Genomic DNA, 26,309 nt, shown 5'->3' with positions numbered 1-26,309 from the left:
CAACAGGGTCAGGCTTTGGAGCGGCGCCCGGCGTGTTGCTTGAGCCAGGCCATCAGCCCGCGCTGCTGCACCACCGTGGGCTGCTCCACCAATAACGCAGCGCTGGCCTTCTGGCGGAAATCCAGCAGGCGGCCCATGGCCTCGGCGATCTCCTGGCGCGCTTCCATGCAGGGCGCCAGGGTTTGCTTGTCGATGTAGTAGGCGGCGCCGTCGCTGATGGCGGTGAACTGCGCCTGCCAGGCGGAACCGCTGAGCACACCGGCCTCGCCGAACACCTCGCCCGGCCCCATGCGGCCGGCTTCGAGAGTCTGGTTGTCTTGCGGCAGGGTAACGCTGACCACGCCGGAATCGATGATCAGCAGGCGGTCGCTGACATCCCCCGGTGCCAGCAGCACTTCGCCGCGCTTGAACGGCCGGCGCTGCATGCGCGTCGCCAGCTCGTCGCGCTCCTCGTCACGCAGGGCGTCGAACAGCCCGGAGCGCACCAGCAGCGCCCGCGCCCGTGAGGCGCTTTCGCGCATCGGCGCATCGGCCTCGGCCAGCAGGTTGATGCCGGCGGCCTGCAGGTGGCGGTAGGCGAGGTCGAACAGTTGGTTGCGCACCTCGCGCTTCTCGCCCATGGCGGCGACGAAGCCGCTCATTTCGTACTCCACCCCCTCGGGGGCGGACTTGCGCACGCTCACCGCCGGGGCCGGGTTGGCCAGCAGGGCGCGGCAGCCACCGAGCGCGTGCTCCAGCGCGTCGATCACCTTGCGCGGGCGGATGTGAGGGCTGACCGTCAGGCTCACGCTGACGCCGTAGAGGTTGGCCGGGCGGCTCAGGTTGAGCACCTTGGCCTTGGCGGCGAGGGAGTTGGGCACCACGGCCAGCGTGCCCTGGGAGGTCTGCAGGTAGGTGGAGCGCCAGTCGATCTCGGTGACCTTGCCCTCGATGCCGTCGATGGAGATCCAGTCGTCCAGCTGGTAGGGCTTGGTGGTGTTCAGCACGATGCCGGAGAACACGTCGCTCAGGGTGCTCTGCAGCGCCAGGCCGAGGACGATGGCGACCACCCCGGAGGTGGCCAGCAGGCCCTTCACCGGCAGCTCCAGCACGTAGCCGGCGGCGGCGATGATGGCGACCAGGAAGATCAGCGCGCCGAGCACGTCCTGCAACAGCCGCCCGCCATGGCCGATGCGCTGCACCAGGAGGAAGCCCAGCGCCACCGTCAGGCAGCGTGCGGCGAATAGCCACCAGACTATCTGCACCGCGGTGGCGACCATGTGGCTGGGCAGGTCATCCGCCCAGGGCGCGGCGCGCAGTGGGTTCATCCCGGCGTTGAACAGCAGCAGGCTGAACAGCAGGAAGCACAGGATGCGCGTCGCCAGTCGCCAATGCGGATGGGCTGCACCGACCAGCCGCCAGAGCAGCAGGTCGATCAGCAGCAGGACGGGAGCGGCGAACAGCGGGTGGGCGGTGAGCAGCGTGGGCATCGAGCCTCTCCTTGGAGCGATCGCAAGAAGATGGCACAGAAAGCGCTTTCTGGCAGCGGCCTCAGCTCGGGTTGGGGTGTTGCAGCAGTTTCAGCCACTCATCGGTCTCGACTTCCCCGGCAATGCGCAGCTGCGGCTGGTTCTCGTCGAACAGCACCAGGGCGCTGCCGTATTCGGGGGTATCGGTCTCGCGCACCTTGAGATTCTCGCGCAGGCGGTCGAAGCATTCGCTGTGGGTGACCAGCACCAGATTGCGGTGCGCCGCCTTGTGCAGGCGGATCTGTGCGGCCAGGTCTTCGTCCTTGCAGGTGAGCAGCCAGTCCTGGCGCGCTACCGGTTGGTCGAACATCAGGTCGGCGGTCTGCGCGGTGCGGTTGGCGGGGCTTGCATAGATATCGGTGGCGGAGAGGCCTAAGTGGGCGATGCTCTCGCCCATGCTTTGCGCCAGGGCGGCGGCGCGCGCGGTAATGCCATCGGCGGCGCCCAGGCATTCTGCGCTGGAACGGTCGCAACGCTCCATGTGGCGGACCAGCAGGACGACTCCGCCGCGGGCCCAGTTCTGGGCGAACAGGCGGCTGCTCGGGACGTCTTCCTGTGGCGATGGCAGTGCGCGCCAGGCCACCAGGGCGAGGGTGGTGCAGGTCAGCAGGGTAGCGGCCAGAAGGCGAAGGCGAAGCAAGGGCGATCCTCGGGCGGGGCGTCCGCGCGGGATGCGGGAAGCTGGGGGCATGGTGCACCGGGCAGGTGACCATCACGCGATGGGTTGGTGACCCGGCGGCGATGAAAGTTCCGTAACCGGCCTATCGAACAACTTCGAGATCGGCGCTCTCGACCACGCTGACGGTGGCCGTGGTGCCGGCGCGCAGGCGGTCGCGGCCCTGATACTGAGGGTCGATGGCGATGCGCACGGGGATGCGCTGGGCGAGTTTGACCCAGGTATAGCTTGGGTTGATGTTCGCCAGCAGTCGGCTGCCCGGGGTGTTCTCGCGGTCGGAAATGGCGAAGGCGATGCTGGCCACGCGGCCGTCGAAGCGTTCGCCACTCATCAACTGTACCCGGACGCTGTCGCCTTCGTGGATGCGCGGCAGTTTGGTTTCCTCGAAGTAGCCGCTGATGTAGAACGAATCGCTGTCCACCAGCGCCAACAAAGGCCGGGCGGTGGTGGCGTAATCGCCCGCGCGGGTCAGCAGGTTGGTCACGTAGCCGTTCACCGGGGCGAACACGCGGGTGCGCTCCAGGTCCAGTTGCGCCTGGTGCTGCGCGGCTTCGGCCAGGCTGACATTGGCCTGCGCCAAGCCCAGGTTGGCCTCCTCGCGCAACAGCTGTGCCTGGGCCACGGATGCATCGGTGTTGGCCTGCTCCCATTCTTCCTTGGAAATGGCCGAGCGCGCCTTCAGTTCCCGGCGCCGCACTTCCTCGCTCTGTCGCTGGCGTAGCAAGGCCTGGCTGGCGATGATGGCGGCGCGGGATTGGCCGAGCGCGGCACGGGCTACCTCCACCGCGCGGTTGGCGCGCTCCATTGCCAGCTCGTAGCGTGCGGGGTCGATCTCCAGCAACAGATCCCCCTTGTTGACGTGCTGATTGTCCTGCACACGCAGTTCGACGATGCGCCCGGCGACATCTGCCGCGAGTGTCACCACATCGGCGCGTACCCGTGCGTCACGCGTCCAGGGCGCGCGGGTGTAGTAGGTCCAGGCGTAGTAGCCCAGGACCAGGGCAAGCGCGACCACGGCCAGGGTGATCAGTGTCGGCAGGGCTTGGCGCGGGCCTTTCATTCAGTGCAGGGCTCCCATGAGCAGGATCAGGGTGGCGCAGAGGCAGGCGTACAGCGCGCCTTCGAACAACGCTTCATGCCACACCCGGCGCAGTACGCCCAGACGACGCAGGGCCCAGTCCAGCAGCAGGAAGATCGGCAGCGCCAGCAGCAGGGCCTGGGCCAGTGGCGGCAGGTAGATACCCGCCAGTTCGATATCAACGGGCATGCAGTGCCGGTCCCTCCTGGCCATCGTTGAAGTGGATGGCCTCGCCAAACAGGTCGCGGAAGCGCTCCAGCAGATCGGCGGCCACCAGCAACGCCACGCCGCTGACGAACACCGGGCGCATGGCATCGCCGCTGGGGTAGCTGCCATGGCTTTGCAGTTCGTCCAGCTCGTTGCCCAGGTCGCGCATCGCCGGCAGCACCCTTTGCAAGGGGGCGGCGGGCGGTTGGTCGAGGCACGCGGCCAGCTCATCGAGGAGCAGCGACAGCCGCTCGCGCAAGGCTTCAGGCAGGCCTTGGGCATTCAGGCTCTCGCGGCGCAACTGGTGCAGCACCACACCCAGGGTCATGCTCGCCAGGCTGCACTGGAAGCGCTCGACGGACTGGCTGTCGCGCGCCGCCGGCAGCAACCCGAGCATGATCGCCAGGCGATCCACCATGCGACTCTCGAACACGAACCGGCGCGCTTCGCTGGGCTTGGACAGCAGCACCGAACGTACCTCGGCACGGGTGCGGCGCGACTGCCGGCGCAGCCGGGCGTCAGCGTCGAAGGGGAATACCCAGGCGTACACCAGCAGTGCCAATACCCCGGCACCGACGTAGGCACCGGCGAATTCGAGCCATTGGGCCGACGTGTTGATCCATGCACCCTGGTTTTGCGGGCCCACCAGCAGGAAGGTCGATAGCCCCAGGCCGATGCCGATCCCGGCGGTCTGCGGGTTGCTCAGGCCGACCGCGATCACGTAGAGCAACGGGGTGAGGAACAGCGCAAGCATTTCGAAATCGCCAACGCTGGGTAGCACGAGAAATTGCAGCAGCGCCGAGACCCCCAGGGCCAGCGCCAGCCCGCGCAGGTAAGCCTGGCTGGCGATCATCGGGCGCGGGAAGGTGGCGAGCAGCGAGCAGAGGATGCCGATCAGCACCATGCCGGCACGGGCGCCATCCCAGGCGGTTTCCACCCAGATCCAGCCGGCGCAGCACAGCGCGACGAAGGCGCGGGTGGCGTTCATCGCGGCGAGGTGAAAGTCCAGGTGCAGCGCGTGAATCTGGCTGTGCAGGTAGGTGCTGCTGGCGGGGCGGCCTTCCTGGATCGCCTCGCTCAGCTCGATCATCTCGTCCAGCTGCTGCATCAGCCGCGCCTGTTCGAAACGCAGCGCCCAGGCCAGGGAACGCAGGGAGGTGGGCAGGCCGTCGGCCAGCTCCTCCGCTTGCCGCGCGGCCGCGTCGAAGCGCTGGCGCAGCTGAGTGATGCGCTTGCGGGTGGTGCCGGGCAGGTTGCGGCCGAACTCGGCCAGCTCGGCGAGGCAGGCCAGTTCATCGTCGCGCAGGCGCCGCACGGATTCGGGCAGCGGCCCACTCAGGCGCGTTTCGATCAGCTTGCGCTGGCGCCGCAGGATGGCCAGCCGTGAGGTCATCAGCACCAGTTGGTTGGCGAGTTGCTGCACCAGCTCATCGGCACCGCGCAGGCGAGGGGCGTCGAAATAGAGGTGCCGGCGGAGCATTTCCAGTGCGGCGATCTCGCCCAGCAGGAGTTGTTGCCGTTGACGGAAATCCTCTTCCTGTTCCTCGCCACGGATCACCGCCGCCGCGTGCACGGCGATCAGGCGGATCAGTTGGTCGACCTTGGCGAAGTAGCCGCGCGCCACGCTCTCCGGGCGGGCGAAAAACAGACTGACGAGCGTGACGCAGGCCACGCCCAGCAGTGTTTCGGTGACCCGGGTAATGGCCAGGGTATAGGCGGATTCCGGGTCCGGCTGGGCGAGCAGGGCGACGATCACCGCGGTGAAGCCGCTGAGCACGAAGGCATGGGAATAGGTGAAGCGCAGCAGGGTGCCCGCCGCGGTGCAGAGTGCCAGCCATAGCGCCAGGGTGACGATGAACGGCAGCGGCGCCTGGGGGAACAGCGCCATGATCGCCACGGCGACCATGGCGCCGATGGTGGTGCCGATCACCTGGGCGAAGCTTTTCTGCAGGGTCATGCCGGCCAGCGGGGTGCTGATGATCACCACCGTCATGGTCGCCCACTTGGGCTGGTCGAGGTCCAGCAGGAATGCCAGGTACAGCGTCAGCAGCCCCGCGAGCACCGTGCGCAGGGCGAACAGCAGGGTGTCGCGGCCAGGGTGGATGATGGCGCGCAGATACAGCTGCATGGGTGACATGCCAGGCCCCTCGATCTCGCGGGATGACGCCGCTGGCGGCGGAGCGTCGCGGACCTTATCCAGTGTGGTCGAGGTTTTCCGGCTGTGGGAATTTTCTTGGCTCAGCCCGTGGCGTGCAGGGACTGCGCCAGGCGCTCCTGGATGAAGTCGAGGAAGCACTGGATGCGCAACGCCAGCTGCGAGTTGCGGTAGTACACCGCGTGGATCGGCTGGCGGCGTTCGCTGGTCATCTCCGGCAGGACGCGGACCAGTCGCCCGGCGTGGATGTCGTCGCAGGTCATGAAGCTGGCGAGGCAGACGATGCCCTGGGCGCCGATGGCCAACTGGCGCAGGGTCTCGCCGCTGGAGGCGGAGAGCGACGGGTTGACGGTGAGGGTATCGCCACCGGCATGGCGGATCGGCCAGACGTTCAGTGCCTCGGGCTGGGTGAAGCCGAGCAGCGAGTGACCGAGCAGTTCCTCCAGGTTGGTCGGCGTACCGTGGCGCGCCAGATAATCGGGCGCCGCCAGCAGGTTCAGCCGGCTGCTGCCCAGTGGGCGGGCGTGCAGGCTGGAGTCGGCGAGGTGGCCGATACGAATGGCGATGTCGGTGCTCTGTTCCAGCAGGTCGATGTTGAGGTCGTTGGTATTGAGCTGCAGCTCGATGTCCGGGTAGCGCTCGCGGAAGGCGCCGATATGCGGCACCACGGCGTGCAGCATGAAGGGCGAGGCGGCGTTGATCCGCAGGCGCCCGGCGGGGGATTGCTGGCGCAGGGCGAGGCGCTCTTCCAGGGCGTCCATCTGTTCGAGGATGTGACGGGCATTTTCGAGGAAGAATTCGCCTTCCTCGGTCAGCTTCATGCGCCGCGTGGTGCGGTTGAGCAGGGTGGTGCCGAGCTTTTCCTCCAGCTTCGACAGCGCCCGGCTCACGGCCGAGGGCGTCAGCCCCAGTTGTTCGGCGGCGGCGGTGATGGAGCCGCAGTCGATCACCGTGGCGAAGGTCTTGAGTTCGTCGGAGTGGGCTTTCATCGGCAGGCCTGTGCGGGAGCGGCGGAGGTGATTGTAGAGCTTGGGGCGGTGATTGTAGGAGCGAGGGGGACGCCTGGTTCTTGCTCGCGAACCGCATCGCAGCATGGGCGGGTTCGCGAGCAAGCCCGCTCCTGCGAAGAGCATCCGGTGCCAGGTATTTCAGTAAGTGCCCGGATAAGCGCCGCCATCGAGTAGCAGGTTCTGCCCGGTCAGGTAGCCGGCCTGGGCGCTGCACAGGAAGGCGCAGAACGCACCGAATTCCTCGGCGCTACCGAAGCGCCCAGCGGGGACTTCCTGTTTGCCGGCCTCCACCAGTTCGCCTTCGTCGCGGCCGCTGAGCTCGGCCGCGCGGTGGAAACCGCTGCGCAGGCGGTCGGTGTCGAAGGCGCCGGGTAGCAGGCCGTTGATGGTGACGTTGTTGCCGGCCACGCGCGGCTGGCGGGCGACACCGGCGACGAAGCCAGTCAGGCCGCTGCGCGCGCCGTTGGACAGGCCGAGGGTGGCGATGGGCGCCTTCACCGAGCCGGAGGTGATGTTGACGATGCGCCCGAAACCGCGCTCGGCCATGCCGTCGAGGGTGGCCTTGATCAGCTCAATGGGCGTGAGCATGTTCAGCTCCAGGGCGCGCAGCCAGTCGTCACGCTCCCAGTCGCGGAAATCACCGGGCGGCGGGCCGCCGGCGTTATTGACCAGGATGTCCACCTGCGGGCAGGCGGCCAGCAGCTCCGCGCGCACGTCCGGCTGACTGATGTCGCCGGCCACTTCGCGCACTTCCACGCCCAGCTGGCGCAATTCGGCGGCGGTGGCGGCGAGGGTGTCGACGTCGCGGGCGTTGATCGCCAGGTTCACGCCCTCGCGGGCCAGCGCCAGGGCGCACCCCTTGCCCAGGCCCTTGCTGGCGGCGCAGACCACGGCCCAACGGCCCTTGATGCCCAGATCCATGATGTTCTCCTGTTCGTGTAATTCGCCGAAGCGTCAGGCCTGCGTAGGAGCGGACTCCGTCCGCGATCGATTCACCGTCGCTCCGGTCAAGCCTGGAGCGTGGTCAGCCCATCGCGGACGGAGTCCGCTCCTACGAATAGGCGACCTGCCGTGCAAAGTTGCCAGTCAGGCGATGACCATCGGCGCTGGCAGGCGAGTGATCCATTTACCGCTGCCTGCGCCGGACTTCAAGCGGCGCAGTGCGTCCGGCAGCTCGGCGAAGTCGAAGAACTGCTTCGCGGGCGCCTGCAGTTGGCCGTTGGCGACGCCCTGCATCAGTTGCGCGGCGGCGGTGTGCAGCTCCTGCCAGTCCACGGACTCGCCGTGGGCGTGGATGCTGTTGAGGGCCACTTCGTGAAGGGAAATGGCGGTGCTGAAGGCCGGCAGCGGGGCGCTTTCCTGGCGGTCCTGGATGCACACCAGATGGCCGTTGTAGCCCAGCAGCGGGGCGAGGCTGGCGGCGTGCTGGCCGCTGACGGTGTCGAAGATCCCATGCAGGCGGCGCGGGCCGAGGGTTTCATTCAGTTGCCGGGACCACTGGTCGTCGTGGTAATCGAAGACGCCGGCGACGCCCAGTCGCAGCAGGTGCTCGCGGTGTTTCGCCGAGGCCGTTACCCACACGCGCAGGCCGCGTTGCAGGGCGAGTTGCGCCAGCAGGTAGCCGACCGCACCGCCGGCACCGGTCACCAGCACGTCGCGGTTGTTGCAGGCCGGCAGCTTGTCCAGCGCCTGCCAGGCGGTGAGGCCGGGGCAGGGCAGGCTGGCGGCGGTGGCATCGTCCAGCGAATCGGGCACCGGGTAGACGGCGCGGGCGCGCAGCAGGGTGTATTCGGCGAAGCTGCCGCCGCGTGTCAGCGCCTGGTGGTAGGCGACGCGGGCGCCGGCACGCAGGTTCACTTCGCTGCCCACTGCGATGACGATACCGACGCCATCCACGCCGGGCACCTGGCCTTGCTGCCAGTCGTCGCGGCCCCAGTCGATCATCTTCCAGTCCACCGGGTTCAGCGCGATGGCGGTGTTGGCCACCAGCACCTCGTCCGGGCCCGGCGCAGGCACCGGCAGGCGGGTGAGGCTCAGGCCGTCGAGGCTGGCGCCGGGCGTCCAGGTCCAGGCGGCGTAGTCGTTGGCTGGGTGTGCATTCATGAAGACTCCTTCGAAACGGGCGAAACGGAAAAGCCGCCCCGAGGGGCGGCAATCTATCAGCGACGGATCAATCCCAGGCCGGGGCCAGGCTTTCCGGGCTGGTGATGCGCTCGTTGCGTTCCAGCGCGGCGATGGCGGCCATGTCGGCGTCGGTCAGGCGCAGGTCGACGGCGCGCAGGTTGCCTTCGAGGTTCTCGCGCTTGGTGGACGACGGGATCACCGAGTAGCCCAGCTGCATGGCCCAGGCCAGGGTGACCTGCGCCGGGGTGACGCCGTGGCGCTGGGCGATGCCGATGATCACCTCGTCACTGAGCACCTTGCCGTAGCCCAGGGTCATGTAGGAGGTGATGTGGATGCCCTGGCTTTTGGCGAAATCCACGACCTTGCGGTTCTGCAGGTAGGGGTGCAGCTCCACCTGGTTGGTGGCGATCTGGCCGGCGCCCACGGCGGCGATGGCTTCCTGCATCAGCGCGACGGTGAAGTTGGAAACGCCGATCTCGCCGGTCAGGCCCTGGGCCTTGGCTTCGGCCAGGGCGCCCATGAACTCGGCGACCGGCACTTCGTCCTTGGGCGACGGCCAGTGGATCAGGGTCAGCTCGACGCGGTCGGTGCGCAGCTTGTGCAGGCTGTCCTTGAGGCTGGGGATCAGCTTGTCGGCGGCGTAGTTCTCGGTCCAGATCTTGGTGGTCAGGTACAGCTCGTCACGCTTCACTTTTGCGCCGGCAATGGCCTCGCCGACGTCGGCTTCGTTGCCGTAGATCTGCGCGGTGTCGATGGCGCGGTAGCCGAGCTCCAGCGCGGTGCGGATGGAGTCGATGACGGTCTGGCCCTTGAGGCGGAAGGTGCCGAGGCCGAAGGCGGGAACGCTCATGGAAAATCTCCTTGGTGGTCAGTGAGTGGGAACCGCGCCAGGGGCGGCGGGTTCCATGGAATGGCTGCGGTCCAGACGGCCGCTGAGGGCGGTCAGGCCGAAGGCGGCGAGGGTGACGACGGCGGCGATCCAGGGCGTATGGCCCAGGCCCAGGTGGCTCACCACCAGGCCGCCAGCCCAGGAGCCGCCGGCCACGCCGAGGTTGAAGGCGGCGATGTTGAAGCCGGCGGCCACGTCCACGGCATCCGGCGCCACGCGCTCGGCCTGCTGCACGACATACACCTGCAGGCCGGGCACGTTGCCGAAGGCGACCGCGCCCCAGGCCAGCACCGTCAGCACCACCAGCCATGGGTTGCCGGCGGTGAAGGTGAGCACCAGCAGTACCGCAGCCAGCAGGCCGAAAATGATCTTCAGCGCGCTCACCGGGCCGCGCTTGTCCGCCAGGCGACCGCCCCAGATGTTGCCGATGGCCACCGAGACACCGTAGGCCAGGAGCACGACGCCGACCATGTTCGGGCTGAAACCGGCGAGGTCCTGGAGGATCGGTGCAAGGAAGGTGAAGGCGATCAGCGAACCACCGTAACCCACGGCCGTCATCGCATAGACCAGCAGCAGGCGCGGCTGCAGCAGCACGCGGGCCTGGCGCAGCAACGGCGCCGGCGCGCTGTGCTGGATGTTCTTCGGCACGAACAGCAGGCTGCCGAGCAGGGCGACCACGCCGAAGGCGGCGACCACCAGGAAGGTGACGCGCCAGCCCAGGTGCTGGCCGATGAAGGTGCCCAGCGGGATGCCGGTGACGAAGGCGACGGTCATGCCGCTGAACATGGTGGCGATGGCGCTGGCGGCCTTGTCCTTGCTCACCAGGTTGGTGGCGATGATCGAACCGACCGAGAAGAACACGCCGTGGGCCAGGCCGGTGAGGATGCGCGCGATGATCAGCGATTCGTAGCTGGGCGCCTGCCAGGCCACCAGGTTGCCGACGGTGAACAGCGCCATCAGGCCGACCAGCAGCGCCTTGCGCGGGATACGCCCGGTCATGGCGGTGAGCAGCGGCGCACCGATGGCAACGCTCAGGGCGTAGAGGCTGACCAGCAGGCCGGCGGAGGGCAGGGTGACGCCCAGGTCGGTGGCGATGGTGGGTATCAGGCCGACGATCACGAACTCCGTCGTGCCGATGGCGAAGGCGCTGAGTGTCAGCGCCAGGAGTGCGAGGGGCATGGGGGTGGGGCTCCGGACGAATAGGATGCGATGGGAGGTATTGTCCGAAAGTCGGCCCTTGAGAAAAACGCGGTCATCCGCAAAGGATAGTTGAGTTGGAGTCACGAATTGCCAGGGGTCTAAGCTGGAGGCATCCATGACGAGGATTCGGCCATGCATTACACCGGCACCTGCCATTGCGGCGCGGTGGCTTTCGCCTTCGACGCGGAGCTCGATGAACTGGTGCGCTGCGACTGCTCGCTGTGCGGCAAGCGCAACGCCCTGATGGCAACCGTGCCGAAGGACAACTTCCGATTAACGCGGGGTGATCAGGCCTTGCGCCTGTATCGCTGGAACAGCGGGGTGGCGCTGCATTATTTCTGCGGGACGTGCGGCATCTATGTCTACCACCAGCGCCGCAGCAACCCGGCGCTGCTCAGCGTGAATGCCTGCTGCATCGAGGGGTTCGAGCCGGAGTCGCTGCCGGTGCGGCGGGTGGACGGCAGGAGCATGACCACCGTGACGGGGCAGGAACGGTAGGAACTGCAGACGACTAGCCCGTCCCGCGATCCGAGCGGTGCTGAGGCCATCACGGACAAGGTCCGCTTCGATTCTGCAGGTTCATCGATTCATGAGTTTATCGTTGAATTCAATTCAGCTATTCCGCGAAATTCATCAATGGTATCCGCCGCTCCGGGTCGGCAACCTTGGGCCATTACCGCCCTGAACCCGCCCTGAATCCGGAGAGCCCCCGATGTCCCGCACCCACCTGACAATGCCCAAGGCCGACGGCTTCCGCCTGCCCGGCGAATTCGAACCCAAGGCCCGCTGCTGGCTGGGTTGGCCGGAGCGCACGGACGTGTGGCGCAACGGCGGCAAGCCGGCGCAGAAAGTCTGGGTCGAGGTCGTGACTGCCATTGCCAGCAGCGAGCCGGTGACCGTCTGCGCCTCTGCCGCGCAGTACGCCAACGCCCGCCGCATGCTTCCCGAGAACGTGCGCGTGGTGGAGATGACCTGCAATGACACCTGGTTCCGCGACAGCGGCCCAGCCTTCCTGGTCAATGACACCACGGGGGAAATGCGCGGCGTGGACTTCCAGTTCAACGCCTATGGTGGCCTCGACGGCGGCCTCTACTACCCCTGGGACAAGGACGACCAGATTGCGCAGAAGATCCTTGAAATAGAAGGCTTCGATCGTTATCGCGCGTCGATCATCGCCGAGATGGGCAGCATACGCAGTGACGGCCAGGGCACCCTGCTGACCACCGAGCAGTGCCTGCTCAACCGCAACCGCAACGCCCACCTGGGCAAGGAAGAGGTCACCCGCCGGCTTTGCGACTACCTGGGCGCCGAGCACGTGATCTGGCTACCGCGCGGCTGCAAGTTCGACGAAACCGACGGCCACGTCGATGACCTGGCCTGCTTCGTGCGGCCGGGTGTGGTGGTGATGCAGTGGACGGACGAGCGCAGCGACCCGCAGTGGGAAATCTATCAGGAGGCCTACGACGTGCTGCGCAGCGCCCGCGACGCCCATGGCAATGCGCTGGAGGTGCACAAGCTGCCGCAGCCGCAGGTACTGGAGTGGACGGCTGCCGAGGCCGAAGGGCTGGACCAGGCGGACGGCAGCTTCGAGCGCCAGGCGGGCACGAAGATTTGCGCCTCCTATATCAACTTCTATACCGGCAATTCGGCCATCGTCATGCCGTTCTTCAACGACCCCAACGACCGCATCGCCCAGGGTGTACTGGCCGACCTGTTCCCGGGCAAGCGGGTGATCGGCATCGACAATTCGCGGGAAATCCTCCTGGGCGGCGGCAACATCGGCTGCATCACCATGCCCCAGTACGCGGTGCCGGCACGGCGCGGTTGAGAGTCTCGCGTGTGCGTCATGTTGCTCGCTTGTGCGTTATGAACGGCAAGAGCCCCTCACCCTAACCCTGGCTGCGCGCCCCGCTCCTCAAGCGGGAGAGAGGGCTGTTCAGCGCAGGATGAAACCTCAGCGTTAGTCGGCACGGACTGCCCCCTCTCCCTGAGGGAGAGGGCTGGGGTGAGGGGATGCATTGGCATGAGTTTCTCGGAGGAAGCCAATTCATCGCCCCAAGAAAACGCCGCAGCTCCAGCAGGAACTGCGGCGTTTTTCTTGAGTGAAGCGTCTTCGGCGTCGCCTAGCTCGATCAGTGCGGCCAGGCTGGCCGGCGGCTAGTCGAGCAGGTGGGGCCGAGGCCGCCGCGCCTCGAAACGCTTGGCGAGGCTGTCTTCCGCTTTTGTCGCATTGCGGAAGCGGCCACTGGCTATCAGACTGCGCGGGTTTTGAGTGCTCGATGTGGGGCTGGGAGGCACCCATCCATGGAAAAACAACCGCGCCGACGCTGGAGTCCGCTGTGGATGCTGATCGTCGCTGCCAGCTACCTGATCGCCATCCTGTTTACCGTGGCCCTGGCGGGGCTGGGCTGGATTCTCTTTTCCGGTGGGCTGGACATGACCGTGGTGAAGGAGCGCCGTTACCTGCTGCTGGGCAGTGGCGGGCTGATGCTTGCGGTGTCGGCCTACATCCTGCTGATGTCGATCCCCACCAGCTTCCTTTCCACCGTGCGCCGCGACCGCTCCTGACCTCAGGCTGGCTCGCGGCGCAACTGGAAGCGGCAGGTCTCGCCGCCCCGGTGCATGCACTCCAGGTGCTCGACGGGGTGTCCACCCAGGGTGCCGATCAACGCCAGGTCCAGTTCGCAGACTTCCGGATGTTGCTCGGCGAGGTGATGGAACACGCAGTTGTGCGCGACGATCTCGGCCTCGCCGGAGCTTCTGAAGAACACCTGCGCTTCATAGCCGTTGTCGCTCAGGTGCTCGGCGATGCGCTCCTCGCTCACTGGCTCGGCCTCCAGCTCACCGGCCAGGCGTGTGCCCAGCTTGCGCATCATCTCTTGCAACGCCTCCGCGCCAATCAACTGGGCGATTTCGCCGATCAGCAGGTCGCCGAGCAACTGGTAATGCCGGGGGAACAGCTCGCGGCCGCGCGGGCTCAGCAGGTACAGCTGCTCGGGACGACGACCGGTGGGCCGGGTCGGGCCGCGCAGGATCAGGGCGTCGCGCTCCAGTGCAGCCAGGTGCTGGCGCACGGCGGTGCGCGTCACGGCCAGTTGTTCGGCCAGTTCATCGATGCTCATGCCGCCCGCCTGGTAGAGCAGGGCGGCGAGCAGGTCCTGCTGGGTACGACCCATTCCCTGAAGCATGCCTCTACCCCGCGGCGTGGAATTTGTCCGGGAACTGCTTGACCAGTGCGGCGCTCAGCACGTCGGCGAGCATCTGGATGTGCTGGCGCATGCCCTGCCAGGTCTTCGCCTCGCCGGTGTAATCATGCGCGGCTAACTGGTCGATCTGCGCGATGTGCTGGGCTCCGTGGGTGCTGAGCAGGGTGACCAGGTCCTTCTCGGGCAGGTTCGGGTTGGCCGAGGCGAGGAATTTGGCGATGGCTCCGGCATTGCTGGTCAGCTCGCTGACAGCGGCCTTGCGCCCGCCATTGTCCTTCGCGACGGTGGCATCGCTGTAGTGTTTCACCGCGCCCCAGTGCCCGGCCAGCAGCTTGAGCAACTGGTCGGCGGCCGGCTGGCCGTAGAGCGGCGCGATGGCATTGGCGATGGTCGTGGCGTTGGCCACCACCTGGTCGGCGGCGACCTTGGCCTGGGCCTTGTCGCCAGTCTGGTTGGCTTGCACGTAGTCGCGAATCCAGAAGATGTGCTCCTGCCACAGGTCGCGCAGGGCAAGACGGTTGTTCAGCGCCGCAGAGGACGATGCGGCACTGCCTTCGTGGGCCATTGGGGTGGAGTAGCTGGCAGCAGTTGCGCCTGTGGCGAGCGCGCAGAGCGTGGCGAACACAACGAAAAGCGAAGAAACGGTTTTCATGGCGGCAGCCTCGGTGGGGACTTCAAAATCAATTAAGGCATATAAAGATGCCGTAATTGATTTATCCGACCAAAGGCCGTGGAGGCTGGTGCTGTCTGGTGTCTCACCCGAGCTTCCAGCGGGTTTCGAGGGTATCGACTGTGGCTTCAGCAGCGCGTCAACACGCTGGTGGGATCAAGACGGGAAGCCTTCGTCGGGTTTCGGCCGAGGCAGCCTGGCAGCATCGCTGCGCAGGCATTTGCTCGGCCAGGTTTTCAGTCTCGAGCGTCCATTCAGAGCCCGATATCGCTGCGCCGGTTACTGGAGCCTTCGATGGGGTCTTCATCCAGGCTGAAACCCCGGACCCCGATCTCCTTCTCCAGCGCCAGCAGGTACTGGCGCAGGGCGTGGCGGGTGGATTCCTCGCGCAGGCTATGGTGCACGTGGTTGGCGACCTGGGCGTAGGGCAGCGGCTTGCGTTCATGGCGCTCGTCGATGCTCACCAGGTGCCAGCCGTAGCGCGAGGCCAGTGGCCGGTCGTGCAGGCCCACGGGCAGGCGCTGCAGGGCCTGGTCCAGTTCGGCAACGGTCTGCCCTGAGGTCAGCCAGCCCAGCTCGCCGCCTTCGTCCTTGGACGGGCAGGCGGAATGTCGCTGGGCCAGTTCGGTGAAGCGTTCCGGGTGCTCGCCGAGCTCCTTCAGCAGCTTCTCGCCCAGGCGGTAGTGCGCGTCGCGGGCCTTGGCGTCTTCCGGTGCGGCGGGTAGCAGGATGTGCCGTACGCGCAGGCGAGTCGGCTCGGAGAAGCGCTCGCGGTGGGTGTCGAAGTAGCGGCGGCAGGTGGGCTCGTCCGGCTCGGGCACGTTCAGTTCGCGCTCCAGCAGGGTCGCGACGGCCTGGTCCTCATCGACCATGCTCGCCGTCAGGCCGAGCATGGCGGCGCGCTGCGCCAACAGCTCGCGCACCACCAGTGCGCGCACGGCATTGAGCTGCGCGTCGGCCAGCGAGGAGGCGGGGTGGAAGGGCGTCTCCTTGGCGATGTCGGCCTCGGTCAACTCGGTGTCGCCGACGCGGATCACCGCCGTCGGCGCATCGGGCAGGTTCTCGACTGCAATCATGTCCATCTACGTTATTCCTTAGCCGCGGCGGCGGACGATCTGGTAGTTACGGCCGAAGTAACCGAGCGGGATGCTCCACACATGCACCAGGCGGGTGAAGGGGAACAGCAGGATGATGGTCAGGCCGAGGAAGATGTGCAGCTTGAAGATCAGCGGCGCTTCCATGACGAAGCCGGCGGCGTCACCACGGAAGAACACAATGGCCTGCGCCCAGTTGGCCAGCGCCAGCATCATGCCGCCGTCCAGGTGGTCCAGCGAGGCGAAGATGGTGGTCAGCCCCAGGCACGCCTGCAGCAGGAGCAGGGCGATGATCAGGTTGTCCATGAAGCTGGAGGAGGCACGCACACGCGGGTTGGTCAGCCGCCGCCAGAGCAGCATGGCGCCGCCGATCACGCAGAGCACCCCGGCGATGCCGCCGAAGATGATCGCCATCAGTTGCTTGTGCCCGGCCGAAAGGAACGGTGCATAGACCCAGTGCGGGGTCAGCAGGCCGATCAGATGGCCGCCAAAGATCGCCAGGATGCCGATGTGGAACAGGTTGCTCGCCAGGCGCATGTTCTTGCTGGAGAGCATCTGGCTTGAACCGGTTTTCCAGGTGTACTGGCCGTGGTCGTAGCGCATCAGGCTACCGAGCAGGAACACGGTGCCGGCGAGGTAGGGGTAGATGCCGTAGATGAAGTTGAGCAGGTATTCCTCGAACATGATGGTGGGCCTCCGTTCATTCTTTGGCTGGCTCAGGGGTGCTCTGGCGGCATGATCTGCACGACCTGGGGCAGCGCCTCGTACTTGCGCTCGGCCAGGCGTCGCCCTTCGGCGGACTGCAGGCTGCAGTCCTTGTCGGTTTCGGCGTGGAAGCGCACGGCTTCCTCTTCCCACACTGCGTCCAGCGCCTGGGGCGTGTTATCCGGCGTTTCGCTGGCGGCGACGGGTCGCTGCTCGTCGATGGCCTCGCTGGCGCCGATCAGCGCGAGCAGGGCATGGGGTACCAGCGCGTAGCGGGTGTCGCGTTCTTCCAGGCGCGCGGCGAGCAGGGCGAGGATGTGCTGGATGTCGCCCAGCCACTGGCCGATTTCTTCGTGGCTGCGGGTGGACAGGTACTCCAGGAACAGCGGCAGGTGGTCCGGCAGTTCGCGGGCATCGAGCTGGAAGCCGGCGGCCTCGTATTCGGCCAGCAGGTTGACCATGGCCTGGCCGCGGTCGCGGGACTCGCCGTGCACATGCTCGAACAGCAGCAGTGACGTAGCGCGGCCGCGGTCGAAAAGTTCGACGTAGGCCTCCTCCAGATCGAGCAGTTCACCGGCAGCCAGCTCCGCGCACCACTGCGCCAGTTCTCCGCGCAGCTTCGGCGGCAGGCGATCCTCGGCGTCGAGGATCTCCACCGCTTCAGCGCAGGCCGCTTGCAACTCGGCAGTCGGGTAGTCCAGCAGGCGCGCCAGCACGCGCAGGCTGAGCAGGCCGACGACGGAGCCTTCGCAGGGTGGGTCGATGGCTTCGTAGTTACCCATGACGGCTGTCCTCCACCGGGTCGAAGGTCTGCACTGGCTTGACCAGCGTGGTGGTGTTCTTGCGTCCGCCGAACAGGCTGACCTCGCTGTTGCCGCCGTTGCAGCCGTCGCCGAAGGTGAAGCCACAGCCGCTGCGTTCGGCATAGGATTCGGGGATGTGCTCGCGGTGGCCGGTGGGGATGACGAAGCGGTCCTCGTAGTTGGCGATGGCGAGGTAGCGGTACATCTCCTCGACCTGATTCTGGGTCAGGCCGACCTGCTCCAGCACCTCGGTGTTCAGCTCCTTGTCGACGTGCTTGCCGCGCATGTACACGCGCATCGCCATCAGGCGCTTGAGGGCCAGCACCACCGGTGCTTCTTCGCCGGCGGTGAGCATGTTGGCCAGGTAGCGCACCGGGATGCGCAGCGATTCGACCTTGGGCAGCACGCCGTCGAACTCCACGTGCCCCGCCTCGGCGGCGGACTGGATGGGGGAGAGCGGCGGCACGTACCAGACCATCGGCAGGGTGCGGTATTCCGGGTGCAGCGGCAGCGCCAGCTTCCAGTCCATGGCCAGCTTGTACACTGGCGAAGCCTGGGCGGCGGCGATCACGTTGTCCGGCACGCCGTCCTTGCGCGCCTGGGCGATCACTTCCGGATCATGCGGATCGAGGAAGATTTCGCACTGGCGGTGGTAGAGGTCACGGTCGTCCTTGGAGGCGGCGACTTCCTCGATGCGGTCGGCGTCATACAGCAATACGCCGAGGTAGCGGATGCGCCCCACGCAGGTCTCGGAGCAGACGGTGGGCTGGCCGCTCTCGATGCGCGGGTAGCAGAAGATGCACTTCTCCGACTTACCGCTTTTCCAGTTGTAGTAGATCTTCTTGTACGGGCAGCCGGAGATGCACATGCGCCAGCCCCGGCACTTGTCCTGGTCGATCAGGACGATGCCGTCTTCCTCGCGCTTGTAGATCGCGCCGCTGGGGCAGGAGGCCACGCACGCCGGGTTCAGGCAGTGCTCGCAGAGACGCGGCAGGTACATCATGAAGGTGTTTTCGAACTGCCCGTAGATATCCGCCTGGACCTGGTCGAAGTTGATGTCCTTGCGTCGCTTGGCGAACTCGGTGCCGAGGATTTCCTCCCAGTTCGGCCCCCATTCGATCTTGTTCATCCGCTGCCCGGAGATCAGCGAACGCGGGCGGGCAACCGGCTGGTGCTCGCTCTGCTTGGCGGTGTGCAGGTGCTGGTAGTCGAAGGTGAAGGGCTCGTAGTAGTCGTCGATTTCCGGCAGGTCCGGGTTGGCGAAAATGTTCGCCAGCACCCGCCACTTGCCGCCGATGCGCGGGTTGATGGAACCGTCGGCATTGCGCACCCAGCCGCCGTTCCACTTCTTCTGGTTCTCCCACTCTTTCGGGTAGCCGATGCCAGGCTTGGTCTCGACGTTGTTGTACCAGGCGTACTCGATGCCTTCACGGCTGGTCCAGACGTTCTTGCAGGTGACCGAGCAGGTGTGGCAGCCGATGCACTTGTCGAGGTTCAAGACCATGCCGACCTGGGAACGAATCTTCATTTAACGGCCTCCTGCTGATAGTCGTTGCCTTCGCCGTCGAGCCAGTCGATGCGATGCATCTTGCGCACGATGACGAACTCGTCGCGGTTGGAACCCACGGTGCCGTAGTAGTTGAAGCCGTAGGAGAGCTGTGCGTAGCCGCCGATCATGTGGGTCGGCTTGGGGCAGACCCGCGTGACCGAGTTGTGGATGCCGCCACGGGTGCCGGTCATCTCGGAGCCTGGGATGTTCAGGATGCGTTCCTGGGCGTGGTACATCATCGCCATGCCCGGGCGCACCCGCTGGCTCACCACCGCGCGGGCGGCGATGGCGCCGTTGGCGTTGTACAGCTCGATCCAGTCGTTGTCCTCGACGCCGATGGAGCGCGCATCGTCCTCGGACATCCAGACGATCGGCCCGCCGCGCGACAGGGTCTGCATCAGCAGGTTGTCGCTGTAGGTGGAGTGGATGCCCCACTTCTGGTGCGGGGTGATCCAGTTCAAGGCGATCTCCGGGTTGCCGTTGCTTTTCGGCGCGGCAACGCTGGTGGCGGCCTTGGTGTCGATAGGCGGGCGATAGACCATCAGGCTTTCGCCGAAGGCGCGCATCCACGGGTGGTCCTGGTAGAACTGCTGGCGGCCGGTGACGGTGCGCCAGGGGATCAGCTCATGGACGTTGGTGTAGCAGGCGTTGTAGCTCACGTGCTCGTCTTCCAGGCCCGACCAGGTGGGGCTGGAGATGATCTTGCGTGGCTGCGCGACCAGATCGCGGAAGCGGATTTTCTCTTCTTCCTTGGGCTTGGCCAGGTGCGTGTGGTCGCGCCCGGTGATCTTCGACAGGGCCGCCCAGGCTTTCACTGCGACCTGACCGTTGGTCTCCGGCGCCAGGGCGAGGATCATCTCGGCGGCGTCGATGGCCGAGGCGATCTTCGGCCGGCCGGCGGCGGAACCGTCCAGCTTGCGGTAGTTGAGCTTGCCGAGCAGGTCGACCTCGGTCTCGGTCTTCCAGGCAATGCCCTTGCCGCCGTTGCCGATGGTGTCCAGCAGCGGGCCGACGGAGCTGAAGCGCTCGTAGGTTTCCGGGTAGTTGCGCTTGACCTCGATGAGCGAGGGCATGGTCTTGCCGGGGATCGGCTCGCACTCGCCTTTCTTCCAGTCGCGCACATCGGGTTGGGCCAGTTCGCCGGGGCTGTCGTGTTGCAGGGGCAGGGTGACCAGATCGGTCTCTTCGCCCAGGTGGCCGACGCACAGGCGCGAGAAGGCCTGGGCGATGCCGTCGTAGATCTGCCAGTCGCTGCGCGCCTCCCAGGCCGGGTCGGTGGCGGCGGTGAGCGGGTGGATGAAGGGGTGCATGTCGGACGTGTTGAGGTCGTCCTTCTCGTACCAGGTGGCGGTGGGTAGCACCACGTCCGAATACAGACAGGTGGTGGACATGCGGAAGTCCAGGGTCGTCAGCAGGTCGAGCTTGCCTTCGATGGGGTCGTCCTTCCACACCACTTCTTCGGACCTTTGCTTGCCTGCCTCGCCCAGGTCCTTGCCGAGCACGCCGTGCTTGGTGCCCAGCAGGTACTTGAGCATGTACTCGTGGCCCTTGCCGGAGGAGCCGAGCAGGTTGGAGCGCCAGACGAACAGGTTGCGCGGGTGGTTCTGCGGGTTGTCCGGGTCTTCGCTGGCGAAGCGCAGTTGGCCGCTTTTCAGTTGCTCGACGGTGTAGTCCACCGTGCTCTTGCCGGCGGCCTGGGCAGCGGCGGCCAGGCGCAGCGGGTTAATGCTCAGCTGCGGCGCGGAGGGCAGCCAGCCCATGCGTTCGGCGCGCACGTTGAAGTCCACCAGGCTGCCGCTGAAGTCTTGCGGGCGTGCCAGCGGGGAGAGCAGTTCCTTCACTTCCAGCTTCTCGTAGCGCCACTGGCTGGAGTGGTTGTAGAAGAACGAGGTGCCGTTCATGTGGCGTGGCGGGCGGTGCCAGTCGAGAGCGAAGGCCAGCGGCGTCCAGCCGGTCTGCGGGCGCAGTTTTTCCTGGCCGACGTAGTGCGACCAGCCGCCACCGCTCTTGCCGATGCAACCGCAGAGGATGAGCATGTTGATCAGCCCGCGGTAGTTCATGTCCATGTGGTACCAGTGGTTCATCCCGGCACCGACGATGATCATGGAACGCCCGTGGGTCTTGTCGGCGTTGTGCGCGAACTCGCGGGCGATGCGGATCATCTGCGCCGCCGGGACCCCGGTGATTGCCTCCTGCCAGGCTGGCGTGTAGGGCTTCATCTGGCCGTAGTCGGTGGCGCCGTCGTCCTCGCCAGCGCCGCCGGCGGTGGCTTTCAGGCCCCGGTCGATACCGTAGTTGGCGGCGGTCAGGTCGAACACGGTGACCGCCAGCACTTCACGGCCATCGGCCAGTTTCAGGCGCTTGGCGGGGACGTGGTGGTAGATCACGTCACGTACCGGCACGTTGGGGAAGTACTTGCGCTCGATGCCGCCGAAGTAGGGGAAGGCCACCCGCGCCACTTCGTCGTGATGGCCGAGCAACGACAGGCGCAGGCTGATTTCCTTGCCGTCGGCGTCCACCTGCTCCAGGTTCCAGTGCCCGCTCTCGCCCCAGCGGAAGCCAATGGAGCCGCGCGGCACCACCAGGCGGTCGCTGGTTTCGTCGAGGGCGATGGTCTTCCACTCGGGGTTGTTGGCCTGCGCGAAGTTGCCGTCGATGTCGCTGGCGCGCAGTTGCTTGCCCGGCACCAGGCTGCCGTCGTCGCGCTGCTCCAGCTCCACCAGGATCGGCATGTCGGTGTAGCGGCGGATGTAATCGGTGAAGTAGGCGCTGGGCTTTTCAAGGTGGAATTCCTTGAAGATCACATGGCCCATGGCGATGGCCAGCGCGGAGTCGGTGCCCTGCTTGGCGCTCATCCACTCGTCGCAGAGCTTGGAGATTTCCGCGTAGTCCGGGGTGATGGCGATGGTCTTGGTGCCCTTGTAGCGCACCTCGGTGAAGAAGTGCGCGTCGGGGGTGCGGGTCTGCGGGACGTTGGAACCCCAGGCAATGATGTAGCCGGAGTTGTACCAGTCGGCGGACTCGGGCACGTCGGTCTGTTCGCCCCACACCTGGGGCGAGGCGGGCGGCAGGTCGCAGTACCAGTCGTAGAAGGACAGGCACACGCCGCCGATCAGCGACAGGTAACGGGTGCCCGAGGCATAGGAAACCATCGACATCGCCGGAATCGGCGAGAAGCCGGCGACGCGGTCCGGGCCGTAGGTCTTCACGGTGTAGACGTTGGCGGCGGCGACCAGGGTCTGCATCTCGTCCCAGTCGGCGCGCACGAAGCCGCCACGGCCGCGGATGGACTTGTACTGCTTGGACTTCTGCGGGTCTTCGACGATGCTCGCCCAGGCCAGCACCGGGTCCTTGTGGGTCGCCAGCGCCTCGCGCCAGAGCTGCACCAGCGCCTTGCGCACCATGGGGTACTTCAGCCGGTTGGCGCTGTACAGGTACCAGGAATAGCTGGCGCCGCGCGGGCAGCCACGGGGCTCGTGGTTGGGCAGGTCGGGGCGGGTGCGCGGGTAGTCGGTCTGCTGGGTTTCCCAGGTGACTAGGCCGTTCTTCACGTAGATCTTCCAGCTGCACGAGCCGGTGCAGTTCACCCCGTGGGTCGAGCGGGCGATCTTGTCGAACTGCCAGCGCTGGCGATAGCCGTCTTCCCAGTCGCGGCTCTCATCGCGGGTCTCGCCATGGCCTCCGGCGAACTCCGGTGGACGCTTGACCAGGTAACGCAGACGGTCGATGAAGAAGCTCATGTTTCTCCTCCTAAGCTGGATGCGCCGCAGCGCAATTCTTTAGCAGCGCAACTCTTTAGCAACGCACTTCGGCATTGCTGCGGGTGTAGAAGAACCAGGTCAGCGCGATACACAGCACGTAGAACACGATGAACCCGTAGAGCGCCCATTCCGGGCCTCCGGTAAGGTCGAACGAACTGCCGAACGATTTCGGAATGAAGAAGCCGCCATAGGCCGCCACCGCCGAGATGAAGCCCACCGCGGCGGCGGATTCCTTCTCGCTCTGCAGCGCCTGCTGCTCCGCGGGCAGGCTGGGGAACAGGCGCGGCGTCATGGTGCGGAAGATCGCCGGGATCATCTGCGTGGTGCTGGCATTGCCCACCCCGGAGAAGAAGAACAGCAGCAGGAACATCGCCAGGAAGCCCCAGAAGGCGCCCGGCTGGTCCTTGCCGGCGATGAAGAACAGCACGCCGCCGACGCAGGCCGCCATGGCGACGAACACCCAGAGGCTGATCCGCCCGCCACCGAAGCGGTCCGCCAGGCCGCCGGTGAAGGCGCGCGCCAGCGCCCCGATCAGCGGGCCGAGGAAGGCAAACTTGAGTACATCGACGCCGGGGAACAGGTGCCCGGCCAGCAGCGGGAAGCCGGCGGAGAAGCCGATGAAACTGCCGAAGGTGCCGGTGTAGAGCACGCTCATCAGCCAGGTGTGCTTGCGCTTGAAGATCGCCATCTGGTCGGCGAACGACGACTTGGCGCTGGCGATGTCGTTCATGCCGAACCAGGCAGCAATGGTGGCGATGACGATGAAGGGCACCCAGATGAAGCCGGCGTTCTGCAACCACAGCGGCGTGCCGGCGGCAGTCATCTGCGGCTCGCCGCCCATGCTGCCGAACACGGCCATGGTGATGCACAGCGGGACGGCGAACTGCATGACGCTCACGCCCAGGTTGCCCAGCCCGGCGTTCAGGCCCATGGCCGCGCCCTTGGCCTGTTTGGGGAAGAAGAACGAGATGTTCGCCATGCTCGACGAGAAGTTGCCGCCGCCCAGGCCGCAGAGCAGGGCGAGGATCAGCATCACCAGGTACGGCGTGTTCGGGTTCTGCACGGCGAAGCCGATCCACAGCGCCGGCAACAGCAGGGAGGCGGTGGACAGCGCGGTCCAGCGCCGCCCGCCGAAGATCGGCACCATGAAGCTGTAGAAGATGCGCAGGGTGGCGCCCGAGAGGCCGGGGAGGGCGGCCAACCAGAACAGCTGGTTCGCGCTGTAGTTGAAGCCCGCGAGCGGCAGCTTGGCCACCACCACCGACCAGACCATCCAGATGGCGAAGGCCAGCAGCAGGTTGGGGATCGAGATCCACAGGTTGCGCGTGGCGATACGCTTGCCGGTCTGCTCCCAGAAGGTCGGGTCTTCGGGGTGCCATTCGCGCAGCACGAAGCTGCTCGGCGTGGAAAACTCCGGCAGGTCGCGGGATGGGTTGCTCTCAGCCCATTCCACGCGCTCGGCCATGCGGATCGCGTAGTGCATCCAGGCCAGGGCGCCAGCGGCGATCAGGAACAGCAGCATGAAGCAGCTCTGCCAGATGCCGACCACGTCGTTGAGCATGCCGAAGGTCAGCGGCAGCAGGAAGCCGCCCAGGCCACCGATCATGCCCACCAGGCCGCCGACCACGCCGACGTGTTGCGGGTAGTAGGTGGGGATGTGCTTGAACACCGCCGCCTTGCCCAGCGACATGAAGAAGCCCAGCACGATGATGATCGCGGCGAAGCCGATCAGCCCCAGGTGCATGGCGAACTCCACCTCGCCGCGCACGCCAGTGACCACGTAGCGGGTGGGCGGGTAGCTGAGCAGGAAGGTGCAGATCACCGACAGGCCCAGCGTCCAGTACATCACCCGGCGCGCGCCGTAGCGGTCGGACAGCCAGCCGCCGAGGATGCGGAACAGCGAGGCAGGCACGGTGTACAGCGCGGCGACGAAACCGGCGGCGGCCAGCCCCAGGCCGTACACCTCCATCAGGTAGTGCGGCAGCCACAAGGCGAGGGCGACGAAGGCGCCGAAGACGAAGAAGTAATAGAGCGAGAAGCGCCACACGCGCAGCTCGGCCAGCGGCGCCAGTTGCTCGGAAAGCGGGATGGCCTTGGCCTGGCGGGTGGCGGCCTGCGGGTCGGTCTTGGCCAGCAGAATGAACAGGATGCCCATGACGCCCAGCACCAGCGCATACACCAGCGCGGCGCCGCGCCAGCCCAGGGCGAGCATCAGCAGCGGCGCGGCGAGGTTGGTCAGGCCGGCGCCGACGTTGCCGGCGCCGAAGATGCCCAGCGCGATGCCCTGGCGCCCCGGTTCGAACCAGGTGGCGGTGTAGGCGGCACCGACGATGAAGCCGCCGCCGGCCAGGCCCACGCCCAGCGCAGCCACCAGCAACATCGCGAAGCTGTCGGCGAAGGTCAGCAGGTAGACGCAGACCGCCGACACCAGCATCAGCAGGCCGAACACCCAACGGCCGCCGTAGCGGTCAGTCCACAGGCCGAGGAAGATGCGCGAAATCGAACCGGTCAACACCGGCGTCGCCATCAGCAGGCCGAGCTGGGTATCGGTGAGGCCGAACTCGTTCTTGATCTGCAGGCCGAGGATGGAAAACACCGTCCACACGGCGAAGCAGAGGGTAAAGGCCAGGGTGGAAAGGCCAAGTGCACGGTACTGATCGCGGGCTGGTACGGTCGAGGCCATGGAAGCACTGTTCCTTTAGGGTGCTCAAAGCGACGTGTTGTATCAGCCGGGGCTGTTCCTGAACCGGTCTAACCCGGTGCCACTGCAAGGAAAATTGCCCGAAGGCCGAATCACGGTTGGTACTGCTTGGATCTCGTTATGGGTACAGCCAAATGCAGGAAATGAGGCTAGTCGGCATTCAGGCAGAGCGCCAATCGCGCAGCGTCAAGGATCGGCCCTGCGAGTGAACAAGGTGTTACAGCGTGTGCCCGGCAATGGCGCGCAGCCCGTCGATGCTCAGGCCCTCGGGAGTGCCGTCCAGGGCGAACCACTCGAAGGTCTCGTCGGCCTCGCCGCCACCTTGGGCGATCGCTTCTGCACGCTGCTTGTCCGTACCGTTGTCCAGCCATTCCAGCGCTACTGGCGGAGCCAGCACGACAGGGCGCAACGCCTGTTCGTCGATGAGGCTGCCGCGTCGCTCGGCGACCAGCAGGACGAAACCGTCTTCGGCCTGGGCCTCACGACCGTCGCGGGGGAACTGCCCGGCAGCAGCGATCAGGCTGGGTTGCCCGTCGCGCCGGCGAATGTAGAACGCCTGCCGACTACCCGCAGCGTCATCGCGGAACTCAAACCAGCCACTCACCGGGCAAACTGCACGGTGTTGCCAGATGGGCCGCCAGTAGGAGCTGTGGGTGACCTTGTCGACCCGCGCGTTCGCCTGCAGCCGGTCGACCTTCGCCCAGCGCGGCCGCCAGCCCCAACGCACTTCGTCGAACACCAGGTTGTCGCGTTCGCGGTGCAGCAGGGTGATTTGCTCCTGCGCGGTAACGAGCGCGCGCGCTTGCAGCGGTGAACGTTGGTCGACTGCGCCTTGCCAGTGCAGCGCCGCGATCAGCTCCGGCACTGCGTCGAACTGGGCCAACTTCTCGCACATACGGATCTCCTCGGCAGGCCGGGATCGGCATCCGGCCGACGGCTGTTTCTTTGGGGGTGAAAATCCCTGGGCTACCCT

General features: G+C 66.4%; 22 protein-coding genes. 3 read left to right on the top strand and 19 right to left on the bottom strand.

All coding sequences use genetic code 11. The annotated features are described in order from the left end of the window. Positions 1-8: 8 nt before the first annotated feature. From CTR55_RS26690 to CTR55_RS26645, 10 genes are all read right to left on the bottom strand, one after another. Positions 9-1,469 (bottom strand): mechanosensitive ion channel family protein, encoded by a 1,461-nt coding sequence (locus tag CTR55_RS26690; protein WP_296291496.1) that lies wholly within the window; start codon positions 1,467-1,469, stop codon positions 9-11. Positions 1,470-1,530: 61 nt separating this feature from the next. Beyond that, a complete protein-coding gene (locus CTR55_RS26685) occupies positions 1,531-2,148 on the bottom strand; it encodes a histidine phosphatase family protein (protein ID WP_296291494.1) in 618 nt (205 codons plus the stop codon). Between the two features lie 121 nt (positions 2,149-2,269). Then, positions 2,270-3,244, bottom strand: coding sequence for an HlyD family secretion protein (locus tag CTR55_RS26680; protein ID WP_296291492.1), 975 nt, complete (start codon positions 3,242-3,244; stop codon positions 2,270-2,272). Next, positions 3,245-3,451 (bottom strand): DUF1656 domain-containing protein, encoded by a 207-nt coding sequence (locus tag CTR55_RS26675; protein ID WP_296291490.1) that lies wholly within the window; start codon positions 3,449-3,451, stop codon positions 3,245-3,247. It abuts the gene before it with no gap. After that, positions 3,441-5,606: an FUSC family protein gene (locus CTR55_RS26670; RefSeq protein WP_296291488.1), complete on the bottom strand. Its 2,166-nt coding sequence runs from the start codon at positions 5,604-5,606 to the stop codon at positions 3,441-3,443. Before CTR55_RS26670 ends, CTR55_RS26675 begins: the two co-directional genes overlap by 11 nt. Positions 5,607-5,707: 101 nt before the next feature. Next, on the bottom strand, positions 5,708-6,613 hold the full coding sequence (locus CTR55_RS26665; protein WP_296291486.1) for a LysR family transcriptional regulator: 906 nt from the start codon (positions 6,611-6,613) through the stop codon (positions 5,708-5,710). A gap of 159 nt (positions 6,614-6,772) precedes the next feature. Next, positions 6,773-7,555 (bottom strand): SDR family oxidoreductase, encoded by a 783-nt coding sequence (locus CTR55_RS26660; protein ID WP_296291484.1) that lies wholly within the window; start codon positions 7,553-7,555, stop codon positions 6,773-6,775. A 165-nt stretch (positions 7,556-7,720) separates the two neighbouring features. After that, positions 7,721-8,737 (bottom strand): zinc-binding dehydrogenase, encoded by a 1,017-nt coding sequence (locus CTR55_RS26655; RefSeq protein WP_296291482.1) that lies wholly within the window; start codon positions 8,735-8,737, stop codon positions 7,721-7,723. Positions 8,738-8,804: 67 nt separating this feature from the next. Beyond that, positions 8,805-9,608, bottom strand: coding sequence for a 2,5-didehydrogluconate reductase DkgB (gene dkgB / locus CTR55_RS26650; protein ID WP_296291480.1), 804 nt, complete (start codon positions 9,606-9,608; stop codon positions 8,805-8,807). An 18-nt stretch (positions 9,609-9,626) separates the two neighbouring features. Further along, positions 9,627-10,826: an MFS transporter gene (locus tag CTR55_RS26645; protein ID WP_296291478.1), complete on the bottom strand. Its 1,200-nt coding sequence runs from the start codon at positions 10,824-10,826 to the stop codon at positions 9,627-9,629. A 153-nt stretch (positions 10,827-10,979) separates the two neighbouring features. Here CTR55_RS26645 and CTR55_RS26640 point away from each other — a divergent pair, with 153 nt between their 5' ends. From CTR55_RS26640 to CTR55_RS26630, 3 genes are all read left to right on the top strand, one after another. After that, on the top strand, positions 10,980-11,345 hold the full coding sequence (locus CTR55_RS26640) for a GFA family protein (protein ID WP_296291477.1): 366 nt from the start codon (positions 10,980-10,982) through the stop codon (positions 11,343-11,345). A gap of 214 nt (positions 11,346-11,559) precedes the next feature. Further along, entirely contained in the window at positions 11,560-12,675 is a 1,116-nt protein-coding gene (gene aguA, locus CTR55_RS26635; protein WP_296291475.1) for an agmatine deiminase, read from the top strand. 476 nt (positions 12,676-13,151) lie between these two features. After that, a complete protein-coding gene (locus tag CTR55_RS26630; RefSeq protein ID WP_296291473.1) occupies positions 13,152-13,415 on the top strand; it encodes a hypothetical protein in 264 nt (87 codons plus the stop codon). Positions 13,416-13,417: 2 nt separating this feature from the next. Here the strand turns inward: CTR55_RS26630 and CTR55_RS26625 are convergent, their stop codons facing one another. The 9 genes from CTR55_RS26625 to CTR55_RS26585 all read right to left on the bottom strand — a co-directional run bounded on the left by CTR55_RS26625 (position 13,418) and on the right by CTR55_RS26585 (position 26,231). Next, positions 13,418-14,035 (bottom strand): HTH domain-containing protein, encoded by a 618-nt coding sequence (locus tag CTR55_RS26625; protein WP_296291471.1) that lies wholly within the window; start codon positions 14,033-14,035, stop codon positions 13,418-13,420. 4 nt (positions 14,036-14,039) lie between these two features. Then, positions 14,040-14,618 (bottom strand): hypothetical protein, encoded by a 579-nt coding sequence (locus CTR55_RS26620; RefSeq protein ID WP_296291643.1) that lies wholly within the window; start codon positions 14,616-14,618, stop codon positions 14,040-14,042. Positions 14,619-14,977: 359 nt separating this feature from the next. After that, positions 14,978-15,805 (bottom strand): peptidylprolyl isomerase, encoded by an 828-nt coding sequence (locus tag CTR55_RS26615; RefSeq protein ID WP_296291469.1) that lies wholly within the window; start codon positions 15,803-15,805, stop codon positions 14,978-14,980. 12 nt (positions 15,806-15,817) lie between these two features. Beyond that, on the bottom strand, positions 15,818-16,501 hold the full coding sequence (gene narI, locus CTR55_RS26610; protein ID WP_296291467.1) for a respiratory nitrate reductase subunit gamma: 684 nt from the start codon (positions 16,499-16,501) through the stop codon (positions 15,818-15,820). A 32-nt stretch (positions 16,502-16,533) separates the two neighbouring features. Continuing rightward, positions 16,534-17,304, bottom strand: coding sequence for a nitrate reductase molybdenum cofactor assembly chaperone (gene narJ, locus CTR55_RS26605; RefSeq protein WP_296291465.1), 771 nt, complete (start codon positions 17,302-17,304; stop codon positions 16,534-16,536). Beyond that, positions 17,297-18,853 (bottom strand): nitrate reductase subunit beta, encoded by a 1,557-nt coding sequence (gene narH / locus CTR55_RS26600; protein ID WP_296291463.1) that lies wholly within the window; start codon positions 18,851-18,853, stop codon positions 17,297-17,299. Before narH ends, narJ begins: the two co-directional genes overlap by 8 nt. Continuing rightward, positions 18,850-22,614 (bottom strand): nitrate reductase subunit alpha, encoded by a 3,765-nt coding sequence (locus tag CTR55_RS26595; protein ID WP_296291461.1) that lies wholly within the window; start codon positions 22,612-22,614, stop codon positions 18,850-18,852. The genes narH and CTR55_RS26595 overlap by 4 nt, the downstream gene beginning before the upstream one ends. Before the next feature lie 55 nt (positions 22,615-22,669). Further along, positions 22,670-25,318 carry a NarK family nitrate/nitrite MFS transporter gene (locus CTR55_RS26590; RefSeq protein WP_296291459.1) on the bottom strand — a complete coding sequence of 883 codons (2,649 nt, stop codon included), beginning with the start codon at positions 25,316-25,318 and terminating at the stop codon, positions 22,670-22,672. 235 nt (positions 25,319-25,553) lie between these two features. Next, positions 25,554-26,231, bottom strand: a complete 678-nt coding sequence (locus CTR55_RS26585) for an SOS response-associated peptidase family protein (protein WP_296291456.1) — start codon at positions 26,229-26,231, stop codon at positions 25,554-25,556. Between the last annotated feature and the right edge of the window lie 78 nt (positions 26,232-26,309).

The organism is Pseudomonas sp. (assembly GCF_002796985.1).
GTDB lineage: Bacteria > Pseudomonadota > Gammaproteobacteria > Pseudomonadales > Pseudomonadaceae > Pseudomonas.
The sequence above is the reverse complement of the archived record's forward strand: the minus strand, read 5'-3'. Positions and strand labels throughout refer to the sequence as shown.